Below are 19,742 nucleotides of genomic sequence, written 5' to 3' on the forward strand. Positions count from 1 at the left end.
CGAGGTGTTGCATGAAAAACTTCATGCACTGGCTTTTGACACACTGTTGAGTTCTCAAGAAACGGACGCTTGCTCCCCAGTCCTGCGAGAGGCGCGATCTCGTCTTTCGCAATCCTATCAGGCCGCTCGATCGGCTGTCAAATCCGAGAATTTGTTTCCGATCGCTCAACCCGCTTAGGATTGCGCGCCCCGTCTCCGAGGCAACCCTCGTAACTTACCGTGGCATCCGGTTCCTGTCGAATCAACCGATTTTTCGCGGTGATCCAACAGACACCCGAGACGACTCGTGCCATGACGCGCAAGAGCGCCCACAGCCGAGTGGTTCGTTCTCAAGGGGCTGCCCTGGGGCCCGTCCGCCGTGTCAGGCGTCCGGCTCGCTCCCGGGGCGAGGTCAAACATTAGGTCGCGATTCGCCGGACGTCAAATCACACGCCGCTCACAGTTCGGACGAAGCCCGGCGGATCGCTTCGCCGCACCGCGCGAGCAGGGCGCGGAGGGTGTCGCGCTCCGCGTCGTCGAGCTCGTCGGCGATCGCGCGCTCGATGACGACGGCGCGGGCGTCGGCCGTCTCCAGCGCGACGCGCCCCGGCTCGGTCAGCCGGGTCTCCAGCACGTTGCGGTGCCAGGGGTGCGGGGTGCGCTCGACCAGGCCGCGCTCCTCGAGGTTCTTGAGCACGACGGTCATCGCCTGCGGGGTGACCAAGCATGCCCTGGCCAGCGCGGCGCCCGAGATGCCGGGGTTGCCGGCCAGCGCGAACAGCGCCGCGTACTGCGGGACCGTCAGGCCCGCCGCCCGGACCGCGACCTGCTTGGCCGCGATCAGCTCCTGCTCGGCCCGCTTGATGTCGAGGCCGAGCCGCTCCTGCGCGGGCATGTCCACCATGACGGCAAGCGTACAAGGCTTCGAGTCTTGATAATCATCAAAGCTTTGATATCGTCCCCTGCGCCAGCCATCACGAAGGAGATCGCAACGTGATTCCCGAGAGCCACCTCGACCTGCTGACCCGCCCGCTGTTCGCGCACCTGGCGACCATCGGGCCCGGCGGCGCGCCGCAGGTGAACCCGGTCTGGACGGTGTGGGACGGCGAGCACCTGCGCTTCACGACCACCACCGACCGCCGCAAGTGCCGCAACGTCGCCGACCACCCGGAGGTGGCCGTCTCCGTCAACGACCCCGACCAGCCGTACCGCTATCTGGAGATCCGCGGCGTGGTCGAGCGCGTCGAGCCCGACCCGTCCGGCGACTTCTTCGACGTCCTGGCCACCCGCTACGGCCTGCCGTACGAGCGGCCGGTCGGCGACGCCGCCCGCCGCGTCGTGATCGTCGTCCGCCCCACGCACACGACCAGCCAGTAGCGCCGGGGCGCCCGCGGTCAGCGGGCGACGCTCGCGCGCACCTGCCCGGCGGAGACGAACAGCTCGGCCGCCATCCCCGCCTGCCGCGCCGCCACCACGTTCGCCTCGTTGTCGTCGAAGAACAGCACGTCGCCCGGGGCGACCCCGTGCCGGGAGGCGCAGATCTCGTACGCGCGCGGGTCGGGCTTGGCCACGCCGATCCGGCAGGAGTAGGTGAGCGCGTCGAAGCGGCCCAGCCAGTCGCCGTGCCGCTCCTCCCAGACGGGCACCAGGTCCTCGATGATGTTCGACAGCAGCCCGAGCCGGCGTCCGCTGTCGGCCAGCTCGTGCACGAGGGCCACCATCTCGGGGTCGACGTGGGACCAGCTCTCCAGGTCGGCCTCGGTCAGCGCCGCCACGTCGGCGAACCGCGCGCCGAGCCGCTCGGCGACGGCCGCCCAGTAGAGGTCGCTCGGCTGCCCGGCGTCGTAGGGCGGCCGGCAGGCCCAGTACGCCTCCCAGAATCGTTCCGCCGACACCCCGGCCAGGTCGACGAGCTGCTGTCTGGCCTCGTCGGTCTGCGTCCTGGCGATGACACCGTACAAATCGAAAACGATCACTTCGGGCATGCTTCCGAGCTTATGCGCGTATCCTGCCCCGGTGACCAGTGCCGCCACACTAGCCCCGCCCACCACTCCGGAACCCCATACGCGCGGGCACGCGAGCGCGTGGCTGTCGGGGGCGGCGGCGGGAGCCGTCGCGTTCAGCGGGACGGGCGCGGCGACGCTGAACGGCGACGAGCTGGCCACGATCAGTGCCGCGTCCCGTTCGCTCGCCGGGCTGTGGGAGCTGGCCCAGCACATCGACGGGCACTTCCTGCCTTACTACGTGTTCATGCACTTCTGGGCCAAGGCGGGCACGGCCGAGCTGTGGCTGCGGCTGCCGTCGGCGCTGGCGATCGCGGTGGCGGCGGGGCTGCTGGTCGCGCTGGGCAGGCGGCTGCACAGCACGCGGGCGGGGGTGACGGCGGCGGCGGTCTTCGCGGTGCTGCCGTCGGTGTCCTACTACGGGGCGTTCGCCCGCTCCTACGCGTTCGCCGCCGCGGCAGTCGTGCTGTCGTTCTGGGCGCTGCACCGGGCGGCCGAGCGGCCGGAGGCGGCCCGCCGGTGGGTGGTGTACGGGGTGAGCGTGGCGCTGGTGTGCTGCACGCACCTGTTCGCCGTGCTGGTGCTGCCCGCGCAGCTCGTGGCGGCCGTCGCGCTGCTGTCGCGGCGGGACCTGCTGCTGCGGACGCTGCCCGCGCTGGCCGCCGGCGGCGTGCCGGCCGTGGTGCTCGGCCTGGTGGGCTACGGCGAGCGGCACGCGATCAGCTGGATCCCGCAGCGAGGTCCCGAGGTGCTGCTGAAGTTCCCGAAGATGGCGGCGGGCGCGGCCGAGGCGGGCCTGCCGCTGTTCGCGGTGGCGCTGGCGGGCGCGGGACTGCTGTGGTGGTCGGCGCGCACCCGGCCCGGGGGCCGGGTGTGGGCGGCGACGCTGCTCGGGTGGCTGGTCCTGCCGCCGCTGCTGCTGCTCGCGGTCTCCCACCTGGTGACACCTGTGTACGTGGACCGCTACCTTTTCGTCACCGCTCCGGCGCTGGCGCTGCTGGCCGGGCTGGCGGCGGCGAGTGTGCCGAGGATGGCCGTGGCCGCGTGCTGCGCGCTGGTGGCGGTGACGGTGGCGGCCGGGTTCGCCCAGCACGTCGAGGTGCGCGAGCCGAACGGCCGGTTCGAGGACGTCCCGTGGGCGCTGCGCAGGATGGACGTGCGGCCGGGCGACGCGATCGTCTACGGCCAGAGCTCGGTCAGGGCCGGGTTCGACTACTACGGCGCCGGGGCGACGCCGGACGACGTGCTCAGGATCGGCACCGCCCCGGACCCCGACGGGTTCGGCTTCCCCGAGCGCGACGACGTCGCCGAGGCGCTGACCGGGCGGGAGCGGGTGTGGGTCGTGTGGCGCGGCGCCAAGTCGAGCGGCGCCCGGCTGCCCCGGGTCGAGGCGGTGCGCGAGGCCGGGTTCGAGCAGAAGTCGGCCTGGCACTCGGCCGACCTGCCGGGACTCACGGTCGCGCTCTACACCGCCCCGTGAACGACCGGAGGCGGGCCCCCGGAACGAGAGCCCGCCTCCGCCTGATCCTGTGGGCCGTCAGCCGACCTCAACGCCGCCGATCGACTTCTTGCCGCGCCGCAGCACCAGGTAGCGCCCGTGCAGCAGGTCGTCGCCCGACGGGACGTAGGACTCGTCGGTGATCTTGACGTTGTTGAGGTAGGCGCCGCCCTCCTTGACCGCGCGCCGCGCCGCCGACTTGGACTCGACCAGGCCGCTGTCGGCCAGCAGGTCGACCAGCGTCGCGCCCAGCGCCGGCACGGTGGCCTTCGGCACCTCGGCCAGCGCGGCGCCGAGCGTCGCGGCCGGCAGCTCCTCCAGCGCGCCCTGGCCGAACAGCGCCTTGGACGCGGCGACCACGGCCGCCAGCTCCTGCTTGCCGTGCAGCAGCTCGGTGAGCTCCTCGGCCAGCGTGCGCTGCGCCTCGCGGGCGAAGGGCCGCTCGGCGACCGCCTTCTCCAGCTCCTCGATCTCCTCCCGGCCGCGGAACGTGAACACCTTGAGGTAGTGGATCACGTCACGGTCGTCGGAGTTGAGGAAGTACTGGTAGAAGGCGTACGGGGAGGTCATCTCCGGGTCGAGCCAGAGGGCCCCGCCCGCGGTCTTGCCGAACTTGGTGCCGTCGGCCTTGGTGATGAGCGGCAGCGTGAGCGCGTGCACGTGCGCGCCCTCGATGCGGCGCACCAGGTCGGCGCCCGCGGTGATGTTGCCCCACTGGTCGCTGCCGCCGATCTGCAGCGTGCAGCCGTAGCGCCGGAACAGCTCCAGGTAGTCGTTGGACTGCAGGATCTGGTAGCTGAACTCGGTGTAGCTCAGCCCCTCACCGGCCAGCCGGGCCGACACCGACTCGCGGGCGAGCATCCGGTTGACCGGGAAGTGCTTGCCGATGTCGCGCAGGAAGTCGATGGCCGACAGCTCGCCGGTCCAGTCGAGGTTGCTCACCATGAGGGCGGCGTTGGGCACCTCGCCGAAGTCGAGGAACCGGCCCACCTGGCCGCGCAGCCGCTCCACCCACTGGGCCACGACGTCGCCGGAGTTGAGCGAACGCTCGGTGTTGCGGCCGCTCGGGTCGCCGATCAGCCCGGTCGCGCCGCCGACGAGCCCGATCGGCCGGTGGCCGGCGAGCTGGAAGCGCCGCAGCGTGAGCAGCGGGACGAAGTGACCGACGTGCAGGGAGGCGGCGGTCGGGTCGAAGCCCGCATAGACCGTGATCGGCCCCTTGGCCATGGACGCGCGCAGGGCGTCGAGGTCGGTTGACTGCGCGATCAGGCCTCGCCAGGCGAGGTCGTCGAGGATGTCGGTCACGGTGCTGGCTTTCCGGTAGGTGTCGGGTGGTTACAGCGTGCCCGATCGCGTGGAGTGACCGCTACTTGGATAGTCTCGGTCCCCATGTGGAGGGTCCGTCGCGAGCTGGCCGTTTTCAAGATCTTAGGGGCTCTGGCGTGCGCCGGGCTCGCCGTCTACTGGTATCTCGGCGGCGACCTGCGCGGGGTGATCCTGGCCGTGCCCGCCGCCGTGCTGGTGGGCGCGATGGGCCTGCGTGACGTGCTGGTGCCGGTGCGGCTGGCGGCCGACGAGAGCGGCATCACCGTGACGCACGGCTTCGCCGGCCGGCGGCACGTGCCGTGGGAGGACGTCCAGGACGTCAAGGTCGACGTGCGGACGCGGTTCGGGCTGCGCAGCGAGATGCTGGAGATCGACACCGGCGACCATCTGCACATCTTCAGCCCTCACGAGCTGGGCGCCTCGCCCACGGAGGTGGCCGCGGCGTTGCGCCGCCGCGGCACGTGAGCCCGGTACGGCGAGACGGTCGGGTCGGCGTCGATCCAGAACCGCCACGGCGTGTCCTTGGCCGTCGAGATCCCGGTCCGGGGGCCTGACCGGATCCGCGCGCGGGCGGGCGGGCGGCCTTCGAGCACGGCCGCCGCCCCGGCGGGCCACCCGGTGAGCCGGTCTCCCAGCGTGAAGCCGGGTGCCACCCCGTCCAGGACGGCGTCGAGCCCGTTGTGCTCGCGCCGCAGCCCGAGCGCCACGGCCAGCCGGGCGGGACCGCGGGCGAGGTCACGGTCCGCGGGCCGCCTGGTCCCGTTCGAGCGCCGCTCGCGCGCCAGGCCGAGGCCTGCCACCACCTCGCCGGCCCGCAGCAGCACCGCCGAGCCGTGCTCCTCGGGCAGGCAGACCAGGTTGGCGCAGAAGTGCATCCCGTACGTGAAGTACACGTACAGGTGTCCCGGCGGGCCGAACATCACGGCGTTGCGCGGCGTCTTGCCCCGGTAGGTGTGGGCGGCGGGGTCCTCGCCGGGCCCGCCGTACGCCTCGACCTCGGTGAGGCGCACGGCGACGGACCCGTCAGCACCGCTGTGCACGAGGACGCGCCCGAGCAGGTCGGGCGCCACCTCGTGGGAGGGCCGGTCGAAGAAGCCGCGCGGCAGCGGCTCGAAGGACAGCGCGGATGACGACACTGCGGTCAGGACTCGCCCGCCGCCCAGGCCGCCTGCGCGTCGACCGACTCGCGCAGCGCGACGAGCTGGTCGCGGACGCGGTCGGGGGCGGTGCCGCCGTGGGCCTTGCGGGCGGCCAGCGCGCCGGGCACGTTGAGCACGTCACGCACGTCGGGCGTCAGGTGGGCCGACACCTTGGCCAGCTCGTCGTCGGTGAGGTCGCCGAGGTCCTTGTCGTTGACCTGGCACCACACGACCAGGTGGCCGACGGCCTCGTGCGCCTCGCGGAACGGCACGCCGCGCCGCACCAGCAGCTCGGCCAGGTCGGTGGCGAGCGCGAACCCGTCGGGGGCCGACGCCTCCATGCGGGCGGTGTTGACGCGCATGGTGGCGACCAGGCCGGCCATCGCGGGCAGGACGAGCAGCAGCGTGTCGACCGAGTCGAACACCGGCTCCTTGTCCTCCTGGAGGTCGCGGTTGTAGGTCAGCGGCAGGCCCTTGAGGGTCGTCAGCAGCGCCATGAGGTTGCCGATGAGGCGGCCGGACTTGCCTCGGGCCAGCTCGGCCACGTCGGGGTTCTTCTTCTGCGGCATGATCGACGAGCCGGTGGAGTAGGCGTCGTCCATCTCGATCCAGCGGAACTCCTGCGAGGCCCACAGGACGATCTCCTCGCCCAGCCGCGACAGGTGGGTGCCGATCATCGCCGCGGCGAACAGGAACTCGGCGGCGAAGTCGCGGTCGGCGACGGCGTCCATCGAGTTGGGGGCCGCCGAGGAGAAGCCGAGCTCCTCCGCCACGGCCTGCGGGTCGAGCGGCAGCGACGAGCCGGCCAGCGCGCCCGCGCCGAGCGGCGAGACGGCGGCGCGCCGGTCCCAGTCGGACAGCCGGTCGACGTCGCGGGCGAAGGCGTGCACGTGGGCCAGGAGCTGGTGGCCGAACGAGACGGGCTGGGCGTGCTGCAGGTGGGTCATGCCGGGCGCGGCCGTCTCGGCGTGCTGCTCGGCCTGCGCCATGAGCGCCGTCTCCAGCTCGACCAGCCGCGAGACGATCGTGCGGGCGTGGTCGCGCAGGTAGAGGCGCAGGTCGGTGGCGATCTGGTCGTTGCGGCTGCGGCCGGCGCGGAGCTTGCCGCCGAGCGAGCCGAGCCGCTCCAGCAGGCCGCGCTCCAGGGCGGTGTGCACGTCCTCGTCGGCGACCGTCGGCCGGAACTCGCCGGCCTTGCAGGCGCGCTCCAGGTCGTCGAGGGCGCCGATCATGCGCTCGAGCTCGTCCGCGCTGAGCAGCCCCGCCCTGTGCAGCACGCGGGCGTGCGCCCTGGACGCCGCCAGGTCGTACGGCACCAGCCGCCAGTCGAAGTGCACGCTCACCGACAGCCGGGTCAGCGCGTCGGACGGTCCCCCTTCGAAACGCCCGCCCCACAGCCGCATCGGCTTGCCATCACTCACCGTCATCTCCTCAAACTGTCCTGCCACCGTCTCCGCGACCATAGTGCACCCCGGCCGTTCCTCGCGTCGCGGGTCGCGGCGATCTTGGAAGGCGGGTGCACGAACCCTGTGGCCAGGTCGCGGCCGGCGGTGTGGCGCCCGGCGGCGCCGGGAGGGCGGCGGACGTGCCGGGCCCTCCCGGGCGGGCCGGGACCACTCTCGCGGTCATGGGTCGAACTTCGTCACTCGGCGTGCTGGCTGCGCCTGTCGGCGGTCTTCAGCAGCGCCTCGGCCACCGCCTGCCCGCCGAGCGGGTCGCGGCTGATGACCAGGATCGTGTCGTCGCCGGCGACGGTGCCGAGGATGGACTCCCAGTCGGCGTGGTCGATGGCGGAGGCCAGGAACTGGGCGGCTCCCGGCGGTGTCCTGACGAGGATCAGGTTGGCCGACGCCTCGGCGCTGACCAGCAGTTCCTCGGCGATGCGGTGCAGCCGGGCGGCAGGCGACTCGCCGGTGCCGAGCCGGGCGAGCGGGATGCGCCCGCCGCCCTCGCCGGGCAGCGCGTAGACGAGGGAGCCGTCCTCGGCGCGCAGCTTGAGCGCGCCGAGCTCGTCGAGGTCGCGGGACAGGGTGGCCTGGGTGACCTCGACGCCGCTCTCGGCGAGCAGCTTGGCCAGCTCCGGCTGGGAGCGGACGGGCTGCCGCTGCAGCAGGTCGGTGATCTTGGCCTGTCTGCCGGCCTTGGTCATCGGGATCGTCATGTCTCGCTCATCAGCCAGTGGAGCAGGGCCTTCTGCGCGTGCAGCCGGTTCTCCGCCTGGTCCCAGACGGCGCTGCGCGGGCCTTCGAGGACCTCGGCGGTGATCTCGTGGCCGCGGTAGGCGGGCAGGCAGTGCAGCACGATCGCCTCGGCGTCGGCGTGCTCCAGCAGCTCGTCGTTGACCTGGTAGGGCATGAGGTCGGCGATGCGCCGCTCCTTGCCGTCCTGGCCCATCGACACCCAGGTGTCGGTGGCGACCACGTGCGCGCCCTGGACGGCGGCCGCCGGGTCGGACAGCGCGACCACCGAGCCGCCGGTGCGGGCGGCGATGGCGGCGGCCCGGCCGAGGATGACGGCGTCGGGCTGGTAGCCGGGCGGGGCGGCGATCCGTACGTGCATGCCGGCGGTGGCTCCGCCGAGCAGGTAGGAGTGGGCCATGTTGTTGGCGCCGTCGCCGGTGTAGGCGAGGGTCAGCCCGGCGGTGCGGCCGAACCGCTCGCGCACCGTCTGCAGGTCGGCGAGGATCTGGCAGGGGTGGTAGTCGTCGGTGAGCGCGTTGACCACGGGCACGCCGGCGTGGGCGGCCATGGTCTCGATCAGCTCCTGGCCGCTGGTGCGCCAGACGATGGCGGACACCTGCCTGCCGAGCACGCGGGCGATGTCCTCCGTGGGCTCGCCGCGTCCCATGAGCGTGGAGACGCCGTCGACGATGAGCGGCAGGCCGCCGAGCTCGCCGATGCCGGTGTGGAAGGACACGCGGGTGCGCGCGGACGGCTTGTCGAACAGGACGGCGACCGACTGGGGGCCCTCGAAGGGCCGGTAGCCGAACCGGTCCTTCTTCATCGCGGCGGCCAGGTCGAGGACCTCGGCCTGCTCCTCGGGCGTGAGGTCGTCGTCCTTGAGGAAGTGGCGGGTCATTTGGCTGCCTCCGAGAGAATCCGGGGGAACGCCGTCACGAAGGCGTCGATCTCCTGCTCGGTCACGACCAGCGGGGGCGCGAGGCGTACGGCGTCGGGCTGCAGGGCGTTGACGAGGAAGCCCGCGTCGGCGGCGGCCTTCTGGACCCGCGCCGAGACCGGTTCGGTGAGGACGACGCCCAGCCACAGGCCGCGCCCGCGCACCCCCTTCAGCAGCGGGTGGCCGATCGCCTCCAGGCCGTCGCGCAGCCGCGCGGCGACCGTGCGGACGTGGCCGAGGTCGACGTTGGCGAGCACGGCCAGCGCGGCGGCGCAGGAGACCGGGTTGCCGCCGAACGTCGAGCCGTGGTCGCCCTTGTCGAACAGCGTGCCCGCCTCGCCGAAGCCGACGCAGGCGCCGATCGGCAGGCCGCCGCCGAGGCCCTTGGCCAGTGTGAGGATGTCGGGCGTGCAGCCGTCGGCCTGGTGGGCGAACCAGTGGCCGGTGCGGCCGATCGCCGACTGGATCTCGTCGGCCACCAGCAGCGCGCCGGCGGCGTCGCAGATCTCGCGGGCGGCCGCCAGGTAGCCGTCGGGCGGCGGGACCACGCCCGCCTCGCCCTGCGTGGGCTCCAGGAAGACGGCGGCGCACTCGCCGGTCACGGCCGCCTTCAGCGCGTCGGCGTCGCCGTAGGGGACGAAGCGGACGTCGACCGGGAACGGGCCGAACTGGTCGCGGATCGCCTGCTTGCCGGTCAGCGACAGGGCGCCGAGGGTGCGGCCGTGGAAGCCGTTCTCGGCGGCCACGAAGTAGGTGCGGCCGTGGCGCTTGCCGTACTTGATGGCGAGCTTGAGCGCGGCCTCGTTGGCCTCGGTGCCGGAGTTGGCGAGGAAGACGCGGCCGGGGGCCTGGAGCAGCTCCAGCAGCTTCTCGGCGAGCAGCACCTCGGGCTCGTGCAGGAACAGGTTGCTCGTGTGGGCGAGCGTGGCCACCTGGGTGGAGACGGCCTCGACGAGCGCCGGGTGGGCGTGGCCGAGCGAGGTGACGGCGATGCCGCCGATGAAGTCGAGGTAGGCCCGGCCGTCGACGTCCCAGACGCGGGTGCCCTCGCCGCGCGCCAGCGCGATCGGGGGGACTCCGTAGTTGGGCATGAAGGCCTGCTCGAACCTGTCGAAGAGGCTCATGAGGGCACCACCATCGTTCCGATTCCTTCGTTGGTGAAGATTTCCAGCAGCAGCGCGTGCGGCTCCCGGCCGTCGAGCACGTGGGCCTGCGGCACGCCGCCCTTGACCGCGGTCAGGCACGCCTCCATCTTGGGCACCATGCCGCTCGACAGCGTCGGCATGAGCTCGGCCAGCTCGGCGGCGTCGAGCCGGCTGATGACCTCCGAGTCGTCGGGCCAGTTGGCGTACAGGCCCTCGACGTCGGTGAGGACGACGAGCTTGTCGGCCTGCAGCGCCACGGCGAGCGCGGCGGCCGCGGTGTCGGCGTTCACGTTGTAGATCTCCCCGTCGTCGCCGCGCGCCACGCTGGAGACGACGGGGATGCGGCCGTCGGCGAGCAGCGCGCGCACGGCTCCGGCCTGGACGTCGACGATCTCGCCGACCTGGCCGATGTCGACGGGGCTGCCGTCGACGACGGCGCTCTTGCGCTCGGCGGTGAACAGGTGGGCGTCCTCGCCCGACAGGCCGACGGCGAACGGGCCGTGCTGGTTGAGCAGCCCGACGATGTCGCGGCCGACCTGGCCGACCAGGACCATCCGGACGACCTGCATGGCCTCGGGCGTGGTGACGCGCAGCCCGGCGGTGAACGTGGACTCGATGCCGAGCTTGTCGAGGTGCTCGCTGATCTGCGGGCCGCCGCCGTGCACGACGACCGGGCGCAGCCCGGCGTAGCGCAGGAAGACGACGTCCTCGGCGAACGACGCCTTGAGGGACTCGTCGGTCATGGCGTTGCCGCCGTACTTGATGACGACGGTCGCGCCGTGGAAGCGGGTCAGCCAGGGCAGCGCCTCGATGAGCGTGCCGGCCTTCGCCTGCGCGGTGCCGGCCCTCATGAGGAGTACGCCGAGTTCTCGTGGACGTAGTCGGCCGTCAGGTCCGTGGTGTGGACGGTGGCCGTGTGGGGGCCGGCCGACAGGTCGATGGTGATCGTCACGTCGCGGGGGCGCATGTCGACCTTGGCGCGGTCGTCGCCGACGGCCCCGGCGCGGCAGATCCAGATGCCGTTGATGGCGACGTTGAGCCGGTCGGGCTCGAAGACGGCGTCGGTGGTGCCGACGGCGGCCAGCACCCGGCCCCAGTTGGGGTCCTCGCCGTGGATGGCGCACTTGAGCAGGTTGGAGCGGGAGACCGCGCGGCCGACGGTGACGGCGTCGTCCTCGGAGGCGGCGCCGATGACCTCGATGGCGATGGCCTTGGAGGCGCCCTCGGCGTCGACGAGGAGCTGACGGGCGAGGTCGGCGCAGACCTCGGTGACCTTCTGCTCGAACTCGGCGAGCTCGGGCCTCACGCCCGCCGCGCCGCTGGACAGCAGCAGGACGGTGTCGTTGGTCGACATGCAGCCGTCGGTGTCGAGCCGGTCGAAGGTGCGCGAGGTGGCGCGGCGCAGCACGGTGTCGAGCTGCTCGGCGGTCAGGTCGGCGTCGGTGGTGATGACGCAGAGCATGGTGGCCAGGCCGGGGGCGAGCATGCCCGCGCCCTTGGCCATGCCGCCCACCATGTAGCCGTCGCCGCGCTTGAAGGAGATCTTGGAGACGGTGTCGGTGGTGCGGATCGCGTCGGCGGCGGCCAGGCCGCCGTCGCGGGAGAGCTGGGAGGCGGCCAGCTCGACGCCGGGCAGCAGCGCGTCCATCGGCAGCCGCTCGCCGATCAGGCCGGTGGAGCAGACCGCGATCTCGCCCGCGGAGTCGTCGAGCGCGGCGGCGGCCTTCTCGGCCGTGGCGTGGGTGTCCTGGAAGCCCTCGGGGCCGGTGCAGGCGTTGGCGCCGCCGGAGTTGAGCACCACCGCTCGCAGCCGCCCGCCGCGCAGCACCTGCTGCGACCAGAGCACCGGGGCGGCCTTCACGCGGTTGGCCGTGAAGACGCCGGCGGCGGCACGGCTCGGCCCGTCGTTGACGACGAGGGCCAGGTCGCGGGCGCCGCCGGCCTTGATGCCTGCGGCTATGCCCGCGGCCCTGAAGCCGAGGGGGGCGGTCACGCTCATGGAGCAACTCCTGTCGTGGGAAGTCCGAGCTCTTCCGGGAGGCCGAGGGCGAGGTTGGCGCTCTGGATCGCGCCTCCGGCCGTGCCCTTGGTCAGGTTGTCGATGGCGATGACGGCGATCACCCGGCCCGCGCGCTCGTCGAGCGCGACCTGGAGGGCGGCGGTGTTGGCGCCGTAGGTCATGGCGGTGGCGGGCCAGGCTCCCTCGGGGAGCAGGTGCACGAACGGCTCCGCCTTGTAGGCCGTCTCGTAGGCCGCCCGGAGCGAGTCGCGGGTGACGCCGGGCCGGGCGGGGGCCGTGCAGGTGGCCAGGATGCCGCGGCTCATGGGGGCGAGCGTCGGGGTGAACGAGACCCGTACGGGCGCGCCCGCGGCGGCGCTGAGGCCCTGCTCCATCTCGGGGGTGTGGCGGTGGACGCCGCCGGCACTGTAGGCGCTGACGGAGCCCATGACCTCGCTGCCGAGCAGGCCGGGCTTGAGCGACTTGCCGGCGCCGCTGGTGCCGCTGGCGGCGACGACGACCACGTCCGGCTCGGCGAGCCCGGCGGCGAACGCGGGCGTCAGCGCGAGCAGCACCGAGGTGGGGTAGCAGCCGGGGACGGCGACGCGGCGGGTGGTCCTGAGCGCTTCGCGCTGGCCGGGCAGCTCGGGCAGGCCGTAGGGCCAGGTGCCGGCGTGCTCGCCGCCGTAGAACTCCTGCCAGGCGGCGGGGTCGGCGAGCCGGTGGTCGGCGCCGCAGTCGACGACGAGCGTGGCGGGGCCGAGCTGGGCGGCCACGGCGGCGGAGTGGCCGTGGGGCAGGGCGAGGAAGACGACGTCGTGCCCGGCGAGGGCGTCGGTGGTGGTCTCCTGGATGACCCGGTCGGCCAGTTGCGGCAGGTGGGGCTGGTGGGAGCCGAGCGCGCTGCCGGCGCTGGACGCCGCGGTGAGGGCGCCGATCTCCAGCTCCGGATGGCCGAGCAGCAGGCGGAGCAGCTCGCCGCCCGCATAGCCGCTGGCTCCGGCGATCGCGGCTCTCATCTGACCTCCTGCATAATCATGCATCATAGCTCATAGGCTTGCTTGTAAAGACTATGTACTCCCGATGATGAACATGCAAGTCGAGGCGTCTCGCCGTCCCACATGTCGAGATCAGGAACTCCGGAACATTGGTCTAGCGCGACGTACTAACCGGTCGGTACTGTGATTTATCCGGATGCCGTTCCACTGCGGGAGTTCTGCGTCATGACCCTGTCGCACGCCGAGGTGCAAGCCCAGCTCACCGGCCCTGGCCAGCTCTTCGAGGTCGAGGAGATCGGCGAGAGCGGGATACGGACGTGGAAGCACGCCCCCGGCCACTTCCGCACCCTGCTGGAGAACAGCGCCTTCCACGGCGACAAGGTCTTCCTGGTGTACGAGGACGAGCACGTCACGTTCGAGGACCACTTCCGCAGGGCCGCCACGCTCGCCAACCGGCTCGTCGAGGAGTACGGGGTCAGCAAGGGCGACCGGGTCGCCGTGGCCATGCGCAACTACCCGGAGTGGTCGATCGCGTTCTCGGCGGCGCTGGCCGCCGGGGCCATCGCGGTGCCGCTCAACGCCTGGTGGACGGAGAAGGAGCTGGCCTACGGGGTCAGCGACTCGGGCGCCAAGGTGATCGTCGCCGACGGGGAGCGCGCGGCCCGGCTGACCGGCACCGGCGTGCCGCTGATCGTCGCCCGCGGCGAGGTCCCGGCGGGCGCGCGCTCGTTCGAGGACGTGCTGGGCGTGGTCGAGCCCGGCGTGCGGCTGCCCGACGTGGAACTGTCCCCCGAGGACCCGGCCACGATCTTCTACACCTCCGGCACCACCGGCAGCCCCAAGGGCGCGCTGGGCAGCCACCGCAACCTGGGCCAGGCGCCGATGACGGTCGCTTACGGGCTGATGCGCGCGGTGACGATGGCGGGCAAGGACTACGCCGAGGCGTCGGCGGTGCGCCGGGTGACGCTGCTGACGGTGCCGCTGTTCCACGTGACGGGCTGCTTCTCGGCGCTGATGACGACGATCTTCAGCGGCGGCGGCCTGGTGCTCATGTACAAGTGGGACCCCAAGCAGGCGCTGGAGCTGATCGAGCGGGAGAAGGTCACCGCGATGATCGGCGTGCCGACGAACGCCTGGCAGCTCATGTCGCACCCGGACTTCGGCAAGCACGACCTGTCCTCGCTGACGACGCTCGGCTACGGCGGCGCCCCCGCCCCGCCCAAGCTGCTGGAGCGCATCACCGCGAACCTGCCCGACCGGGCGCCGTCCAACGGCTACGGCATGACCGAGACGACCGCGCTGGCCATCGGCAACGGCGGCGCCGACTACCAGGCCAAGCCCGACAGCATCGGCCGCCCGACGGCCGTGGTGGACGTGCGCGTGGTGGACCCGATGGGCGACGAGCTGCCGCCGGGCGAGGTGGGCGAGCTCTGCCTGCGCGGCCCGAACGTGATCATGGGCTACTGGAACAAGCCGCAGGCCACCGCCGAGACGTTCGTCGACAACTGGCTGCACACCGGCGACCTGGCCAGGATCGACGAGGAGGGCTTCGTCTACATCGTCGACCGGGCCAAGGACATGGTGATCAGGGGCGGCGAGAACGTCTACTGCGCCGAGGTCGAGGCCGCGCTGTTCGAGCACCCGGCGGTGGACGACGTGGCGGTGATCGGCGTGCCGCACGACGAGCTGGGCGAGGAGGTCGGGGCGGTGATCCGGCTCGCCCCTGGCGCCTCGGCCACGCGCGAGGAGCTGACGGCGTTCCTGGCCGACCGGATCGCCAAGTTCAAGATCCCGGCGCACGTGTGGTTCCGCGACACCGAGCTGCCCCGCAACCCCGGCGGCAAGATCCTCAAGACGCGCCTGCGCAGGGAGGTGCTGGGCGCCTAACCGCGCAGCAGCTCCAGCAGCGACTCGACGTACGGCTGCGCGGCGCCGCGGTGGCGGCGCGGCGTGGCCACGCCGATGTGACGCGCCGGGGCGGGCGGCTCCAGCGGCACGGCGACCAGGCCGGGCGTGTCGCCGAGCGCGACGCTCGGGATGAGCGCGACGCCGACGCCCGCGCCGACCAGCGACTGGGCGAAGCCGTAGTCGGTGGCCGCGCAGCAGACGCGCGGCTCGAACCCGGACAGCGCGGCGTAGCGGTCCATCAGCCCGGCCGTCTTGAGGCAGCCGAGCACCCACCGCTCGCCCGCCAGCTCGGCCAGGTGCACGGCGGCGCGCCCGGCGTGCGGGTGGCCCGCGGGCAGCACCACCTGGAGCGGGTCGGCGGCGAGCGGCGTCCAGTCGAGGCCGGACCGGTCGCCCGGCCTGGCGGGCGGCGGGCCGTCGAAGTGGTAGGCGAGGGCGAGGTCGGCCCGCCCCTCCCGGACGAGCGGCAGGCTCTCCTCCGGCTCCCGTTCCAGGATCGTCAGCTCCGCCTCGGGATGCCGGGCGCTGAAGGCGGCCAGCGCGGCCGGCAGCAGCCGCCTGCCGCCGCTGGCGAACGCCGCGACCGTGAACCGCGCGCTCTGGCGGGAGAGCCGGTCGAGGCGCTCCTGGGCGTCGGCCAGCTCGGCCGCGATGGCGTCGGCGGTCTCCACCAGCGTGCGTCCGGCCGCGGTGAGCGTCACGCCGCGCGTGCTGCGCTCGACCACCGGGAGGCCGAGACCGCGTTCGAGGGCGGCGATCTGCTGGGAGACGGCCGACGGGGTGAAGCGCAGGGTGGCGGCGGCGCGGTTGAAGCTGCCGTGCCGGGCGACCTCGCGCAGCACCCGCAGGCGCTGGACATCGATCATCAGTGCTCCTTACGACCGGATAAGCAGATCACCACTACCGCTGATGACTGTAGTGCCGCGAGGCTGTGCGCATGGACAGTGTGTGCGTGATCGGCGGCAGCCGGTACTTCGGCAGGCGGGTGGTCGAGCGCCTGCGCGACGAGGGGGCCGACGTGACCGTGGTCAGCCGCGGCTCGGCCCCCGTGCCCGAAGGGGTGCGGCACGTGGCGGCCGACCGCGACGACGAGGCGGGGCTGCGGGCCGCGCTCGCGGGACGCTCCTTCGACGTGGTGCTCGACCAGGTCTGCTACACGCCGCTGCAGGCGGCGTCGGCGCGGCGCGTCTTCGCCGGGCGCGCCGGCCGCTACGTGATGACCTCGACCGCCGAGGTGTACGACCGGCTCGACGGCGGCCCGTGGGCGGAGGACGCGGTGGACGCGGGCGCCTGGCCGGTGCGGCCGGAGCTGCCGTGGCGCGACCCGGGCTTCCTGGCGGCCCACTACGGCGAGGGCAAGCGGCAGGCGGAGGCGGTGCTGGCCGGGCGCCCGCCGTTCGAGGTGGTGGCGGTGCGCACCGCGCACGTGCTGGGCGGGGCCGACTTCACCGGGCGGCTGGCCCACTACGCGCGGCGGATGCGCGACGGCGTCCCCATCGTGGTGCACCGGCGGCCCCGCCCGGCGACGTTCGTCAGCCACGCGGAGATCGCCGACGTGCTCGTGTGGGCGGTGCGCGGCTCGTTCACCGGGCCGGTCAACGCCTGCTCGCACGGGCAGGCCGACGTGTTCGGGCTGTGCGACGCGCTGGCCGCCGCGGGGGCCGGCCGGGCCGTCTACACCGTCGGCGAGGAGGTGTCCCCGTACTCGTTCGGGCGCGCGTACGCGCTGGACAACGGCCGGGCGAGCGGGCTCGGGTTCCGCTTCTCGGAGCTGGGCGCCTGGCTGCCGGGCGTGGCGGCGGAGGTCGTGGCGGGGGTCGCGGAGGGGCGGGTGGCGGGGTGCGCGTGATCGGGGACGTCCGCGTGGGCGCCGTCGGGCTGGGCGCGATGCCGCTGTCCGTCGAGGGGCGGCCGGACCGCGACCGGGCCGTGGCCACGATCCGCGCGGCGCTGGACGCCGGCGTCACGCTGATCGACACGGCCGACTCCTACCACTGGCACGCCGGCGAGGAGGGCCACAACGAGCGGCTCGTCGCCCGGGCCCTGCGGGGCGTCGACGGCGTCCTGGTGGCCACCAAGGGCGGGCGGGGGCGGCCCGGCGACGGCTCCTGGACGGTGAACGGCGACCCGCGCCACCTCAGGCGCGCCTGCGAGGCGTCGCTGCGGCGGCTGGGCGCCGAGGCCATCGGCCTGTACCAGCTGCACAAGCCGGACCCGGCGGTGCCGTTCGCCGAGTCGGTCGGGGCGCTGCGCGAGCTGCACGACGAGGGCAAGATCCGCATGATCGGCCTGTCCAACGTGGACCGCGACCAGATCGCCCGGGCCCGGCTCGACCTGGGCGAAAGGCTGGTGTCGGTGCAGAACCGCTTCTCCCCCGCCGTCCGCGACGGCGAGCCGGAGCTGCGACTGTGCGACGAGCTCGGGCTGGCGTTCCTGCCGTGGAGCCCGCTCGGCGGCATCTCCCGCAGCGCCCTGGAGAGCGGCGAGCCCGCCGGGGGGACCGTCTTCCACGAGGTGGCCCGCGAGCGCGGGGTGAGCCCGCAGCGCGTCTGCCTCGCCTGGCTGCTCGCGCTGAGCCCGCAGGTGATCCCCATCCCGGGCGCGACCCGGCCGGCCTCGATCACCGACTCGGCCGCCGCCGCCGGGCTGAGGCTCACCCCCGGCGAGCTCGCCCGCCTGAACCGCCGCCCGGAGGCCGCATTACCTCACGCGTAATCGCGCCGCCTACGCCCGTGATGGCACGGTTGCGGTGTCGGACAGAATCCTTGAAGGAGAAGCGAGATGACCACTCTCACCGTCGCCACCACCGGCCGCGCCAAGTTCCTGCGCCTCGTGCTGGCCCTCGACGCCGTCGTCACCGGCACCAACGGGCTGGTCTACCTCGCCGGGGCCGGCCTGGTGAGCGACCTGCTCGGGCCGGACGCGGGCCTGCTGCGCGGCATCGGGGCGTTCCTGCTCGTGTACGGCGTCGCCGTCGGCCTCCTGGCGGCCAGGGGGACGGTCAGCCAGGCGGGCGTCAAGGCCGTGATCGGGCTGAACATCGCCTGGACGCTCGGCAGCGTCGCCGCCGTGATCACCGGGATGATGGAGTTCACCACGATCGGCGCGGTGTGGGCCATCGCCCAGGCGCTCGTGGTGGGCGTGTTCGCCGAGCTGCAGATCATGGGCCTGCGCAAGCTCCGCTGACCACCGGGGCGAAAACGGTTTGCCGGGAACGCGCACGGGCGTGGACAATCGACGCCCGTGCGCCGTCGTGTGATATCCCAGCTCAGCAGACTCGCCCCGGACCTGAGCCCGCTGCGTGACTCGCGTGACTTCCGGCTGCTGATGGCCTCCGGCGTCGTGACGATGTTCGGCACGTTCATCACGATGGTGGCGCTGCCGTTCCAGATGTGGCAGCTCACCGGCTCGTACGTGGCCGTCGGGATGATGAGCCTGGTCGAGTTCGTGCCCATGGTCGTGTGCGGGCTGTGGGGCGGCGCGATCGCCGACTCACTCGACCGGCGCAGGATCATCCTGCTGAGCGAGGTCGGGCTGGCCGTGACGGCGGCGGCGCTCATGGTCAACGCCATGCTGCCGGAGCCGCAGATCTGGGTGCTGTACGTGGTCGGGGCGCTGGCGGTGGGCATCACGTGCCTGCAGCGGCCCAGCATGGAGTCGCTGATCCCGCAGGTGGTCAAGCACGAGCAGCTCGGCGCCGCGGCGGTGCTGACGAGCCTGCGGTGGAACTTCGGCGCGATCGCCGCCCCCGCGCTGGGCGGCTGGCTGGTGGCCGAATGGGGTGCGGCCTTCGCCTACGGGCTCGACACGGTCAGCTTCCTGCTGTCGCTGGCGCTGCTGTGGCGGATCGGCTCCCGCCCGCCGGCCGAGGACGCCCAGCCCGCCTCGATCAGGTCGATGATCGACGGGCTGCGCTACGCGATGAGCCGCAAGGACCTGGTCGGCACCTACCTGGTGGACATCGCGGCGATGGTGTTCGCCATGTCCATCGCGCTGTTCCCCGGCCTGGCCGAGGAGTACGGGGCGCTGCCGGCCGTCGGCCTGCTCTACTCGGCGGGCGCGATCGGCTCCCTCATCGCCTCGGTGACCGGCGGCTGGGCGGCCCGGGTGCAGCGGCAGGGGCTCGGCGTGATCGTGGCCGCGTCGGTGTGGGGCGTCGCGGTGGCGCTGGCCGCCGCGATCCCGCAGTTCTGGGCGCTGGTCGCCTGCCTGGCCCTGGCCGGGGCCGCGGACATGATCAGCGGCATCTTCCGGATGACGATGTGGAACCAGACGATCCCGAACGAGATGCGCGGCCGGCTGGCGGGCATCGAGCTGCTGTCCTACTCGACCGGGCCGATGCTGGGCAACGCCAGGGCGTCGCTGATGGGCCAGCTCGGCGGGCCGAGGCTATCGCTGGGCCTGGGCGGGCTGATGTGCGTGGGCGCGGTAGCGCTGCTGAGCGCGGCGCTGCCCGCCTTCCGCCGCTACGACGCGCGTACCGACGAGCACGCGCTGGCGGAGCGGGCGCGCCGCGCCCAGGAGCCGACGACCGCCTAGATGATTGATTCCAAGGGGTTGGGATCAGTGGTCGTAGGCGGTGAGTGAGCGGGCGATGGGCTGACCGGTCTTGTCGTTGTGCCAGATCACG

Annotated in this window: 20 protein-coding genes; 8 read left to right on the forward strand and 12 right to left on the reverse strand. The window is 72.9% G+C overall.

The genetic code is table 11. The features are described from left to right. Positions 1-436 precede the first annotated feature (436 nt). Positions 437-883, reverse strand: a complete 447-nt coding sequence (locus tag AB0J53_RS44715; protein WP_364184361.1) for a MarR family transcriptional regulator — start codon at positions 881-883, stop codon at positions 437-439. Between the two features lie 89 nt (positions 884-972). Between AB0J53_RS44715 and AB0J53_RS44720 the strand changes: the two genes are divergently transcribed. Then, on the forward strand, positions 973-1,356 hold the full coding sequence (locus AB0J53_RS44720) for a PPOX class F420-dependent oxidoreductase (RefSeq protein WP_364184364.1): 384 nt from the start codon (positions 973-975) through the stop codon (positions 1,354-1,356). 17 nt (positions 1,357-1,373) lie between these two features. Here AB0J53_RS44720 and AB0J53_RS44725 read toward each other — a convergent pair whose 3' ends face one another. Then, a complete protein-coding gene (locus AB0J53_RS44725; RefSeq protein WP_364184366.1) occupies positions 1,374-1,964 on the reverse strand; it encodes an HAD family phosphatase in 591 nt (196 codons plus the stop codon). 31 nt (positions 1,965-1,995) lie between these two features. Between AB0J53_RS44725 and AB0J53_RS44730 the strand changes: the two genes are divergently transcribed. Next, entirely contained in the window at positions 1,996-3,462 is a 1,467-nt protein-coding gene (locus AB0J53_RS44730; RefSeq protein ID WP_364184369.1) for a glycosyltransferase family 39 protein, read from the forward strand. Between the two features lie 57 nt (positions 3,463-3,519). On the opposite strand, the gene tyrS is transcribed toward AB0J53_RS44730, so the two are convergent. After that, positions 3,520-4,785 (reverse strand): tyrosine--tRNA ligase, encoded by a 1,266-nt coding sequence (gene tyrS, locus AB0J53_RS44735; protein ID WP_219502254.1) that lies wholly within the window; start codon positions 4,783-4,785, stop codon positions 3,520-3,522. Positions 4,786-4,869: 84 nt separating this feature from the next. Between tyrS and AB0J53_RS44740 the strand changes: the two genes are divergently transcribed. Beyond that, a complete protein-coding gene (locus AB0J53_RS44740) occupies positions 4,870-5,271 on the forward strand; it encodes a PH domain-containing protein (protein ID WP_364184373.1) in 402 nt (133 codons plus the stop codon). Here AB0J53_RS44740 and AB0J53_RS44745 read toward each other — a convergent pair. The 8 genes from AB0J53_RS44745 to argC all read right to left on the reverse strand — a co-directional run bounded on the left by AB0J53_RS44745 (position 5,211) and on the right by argC (position 13,225). Next, positions 5,211-5,942, reverse strand: a complete 732-nt coding sequence (locus AB0J53_RS44745) for a DNA-3-methyladenine glycosylase (protein ID WP_364184375.1) — start codon at positions 5,940-5,942, stop codon at positions 5,211-5,213. The two genes, AB0J53_RS44740 and AB0J53_RS44745, sit on opposite strands and share 61 nt — an antisense overlap. 5 nt (positions 5,943-5,947) lie before the next feature. Beyond that, positions 5,948-7,372 (reverse strand): argininosuccinate lyase, encoded by a 1,425-nt coding sequence (gene argH, locus AB0J53_RS44750; protein WP_357587435.1) that lies wholly within the window; start codon positions 7,370-7,372, stop codon positions 5,948-5,950. A 215-nt stretch (positions 7,373-7,587) separates the two neighbouring features. Continuing rightward, entirely contained in the window at positions 7,588-8,106 is a 519-nt protein-coding gene (locus tag AB0J53_RS44755) for an arginine repressor (protein WP_219502250.1), read from the reverse strand. Continuing rightward, positions 8,103-9,023 (reverse strand): ornithine carbamoyltransferase, encoded by a 921-nt coding sequence (gene argF / locus AB0J53_RS44760; protein WP_364184379.1) that lies wholly within the window; start codon positions 9,021-9,023, stop codon positions 8,103-8,105. The genes AB0J53_RS44755 and argF overlap by 4 nt, the downstream gene beginning before the upstream one ends. Next, positions 9,020-10,186 (reverse strand): acetylornithine transaminase, encoded by a 1,167-nt coding sequence (locus AB0J53_RS44765; protein ID WP_364184382.1) that lies wholly within the window; start codon positions 10,184-10,186, stop codon positions 9,020-9,022. The genes argF and AB0J53_RS44765 overlap by 4 nt, the downstream gene beginning before the upstream one ends. Further along, positions 10,183-11,058: an acetylglutamate kinase gene (gene argB, locus AB0J53_RS44770; RefSeq protein WP_219502242.1), complete on the reverse strand. Its 876-nt coding sequence runs from the start codon at positions 11,056-11,058 to the stop codon at positions 10,183-10,185. Before argB ends, AB0J53_RS44765 begins: the two co-directional genes overlap by 4 nt. Further along, positions 11,055-12,206, reverse strand: a complete 1,152-nt coding sequence (gene argJ, locus AB0J53_RS44775; protein WP_364184386.1) for a bifunctional glutamate N-acetyltransferase/amino-acid acetyltransferase ArgJ — start codon at positions 12,204-12,206, stop codon at positions 11,055-11,057. Before argJ ends, argB begins: the two co-directional genes overlap by 4 nt. Continuing rightward, complete coding sequence (argC, locus tag AB0J53_RS44780) at positions 12,203-13,225, reverse strand: N-acetyl-gamma-glutamyl-phosphate reductase (protein WP_364184389.1); 1,023 nt, start codon at positions 13,223-13,225, stop codon at positions 12,203-12,205. Before argC ends, argJ begins: the two co-directional genes overlap by 4 nt. A gap of 204 nt (positions 13,226-13,429) precedes the next feature. On the opposite strand from argC, the gene AB0J53_RS44785 reads away from it, so the two are divergent. After that, a complete protein-coding gene (locus AB0J53_RS44785; protein WP_364184392.1) occupies positions 13,430-15,091 on the forward strand; it encodes a class I adenylate-forming enzyme family protein in 1,662 nt (553 codons plus the stop codon). On the opposite strand, the gene AB0J53_RS44790 is transcribed toward AB0J53_RS44785, so the two are convergent. Continuing rightward, entirely contained in the window at positions 15,088-15,978 is an 891-nt protein-coding gene (locus AB0J53_RS44790) for a LysR substrate-binding domain-containing protein (RefSeq protein WP_364184395.1), read from the reverse strand. The two genes, AB0J53_RS44785 and AB0J53_RS44790, sit on opposite strands and share 4 nt — an antisense overlap. A gap of 71 nt (positions 15,979-16,049) precedes the next feature. On the opposite strand from AB0J53_RS44790, the gene AB0J53_RS44795 reads away from it, so the two are divergent. The 4 genes from AB0J53_RS44795 to AB0J53_RS44810 all read left to right on the forward strand — a co-directional run bounded on the left by AB0J53_RS44795 (position 16,050) and on the right by AB0J53_RS44810 (position 19,651). Then, positions 16,050-16,961, forward strand: coding sequence for an NAD-dependent epimerase/dehydratase family protein (locus AB0J53_RS44795; protein WP_364184398.1), 912 nt, complete (start codon positions 16,050-16,052; stop codon positions 16,959-16,961). Beyond that, positions 16,952-17,827: an aldo/keto reductase gene (locus AB0J53_RS44800; RefSeq protein WP_364184401.1), complete on the forward strand. Its 876-nt coding sequence runs from the start codon at positions 16,952-16,954 to the stop codon at positions 17,825-17,827. The genes AB0J53_RS44795 and AB0J53_RS44800 overlap by 10 nt, the downstream gene beginning before the upstream one ends. Before the next feature lie 66 nt (positions 17,828-17,893). After that, complete coding sequence (locus AB0J53_RS44805; protein ID WP_364184404.1) at positions 17,894-18,298, forward strand: hypothetical protein; 405 nt, start codon at positions 17,894-17,896, stop codon at positions 18,296-18,298. A 57-nt stretch (positions 18,299-18,355) separates the two neighbouring features. Next, complete coding sequence (locus tag AB0J53_RS44810) at positions 18,356-19,651, forward strand: MFS transporter (RefSeq protein ID WP_364184407.1); 1,296 nt, start codon at positions 18,356-18,358, stop codon at positions 19,649-19,651. Positions 19,652-19,742: the final 91 nt, after the last annotated feature.

The organism is Nonomuraea sp. NPDC049725, assembly GCF_040674795.1.
Classification (GTDB): domain Bacteria; phylum Actinomycetota; class Actinomycetes; order Streptosporangiales; family Streptosporangiaceae; genus Nonomuraea; species Nonomuraea ceibae.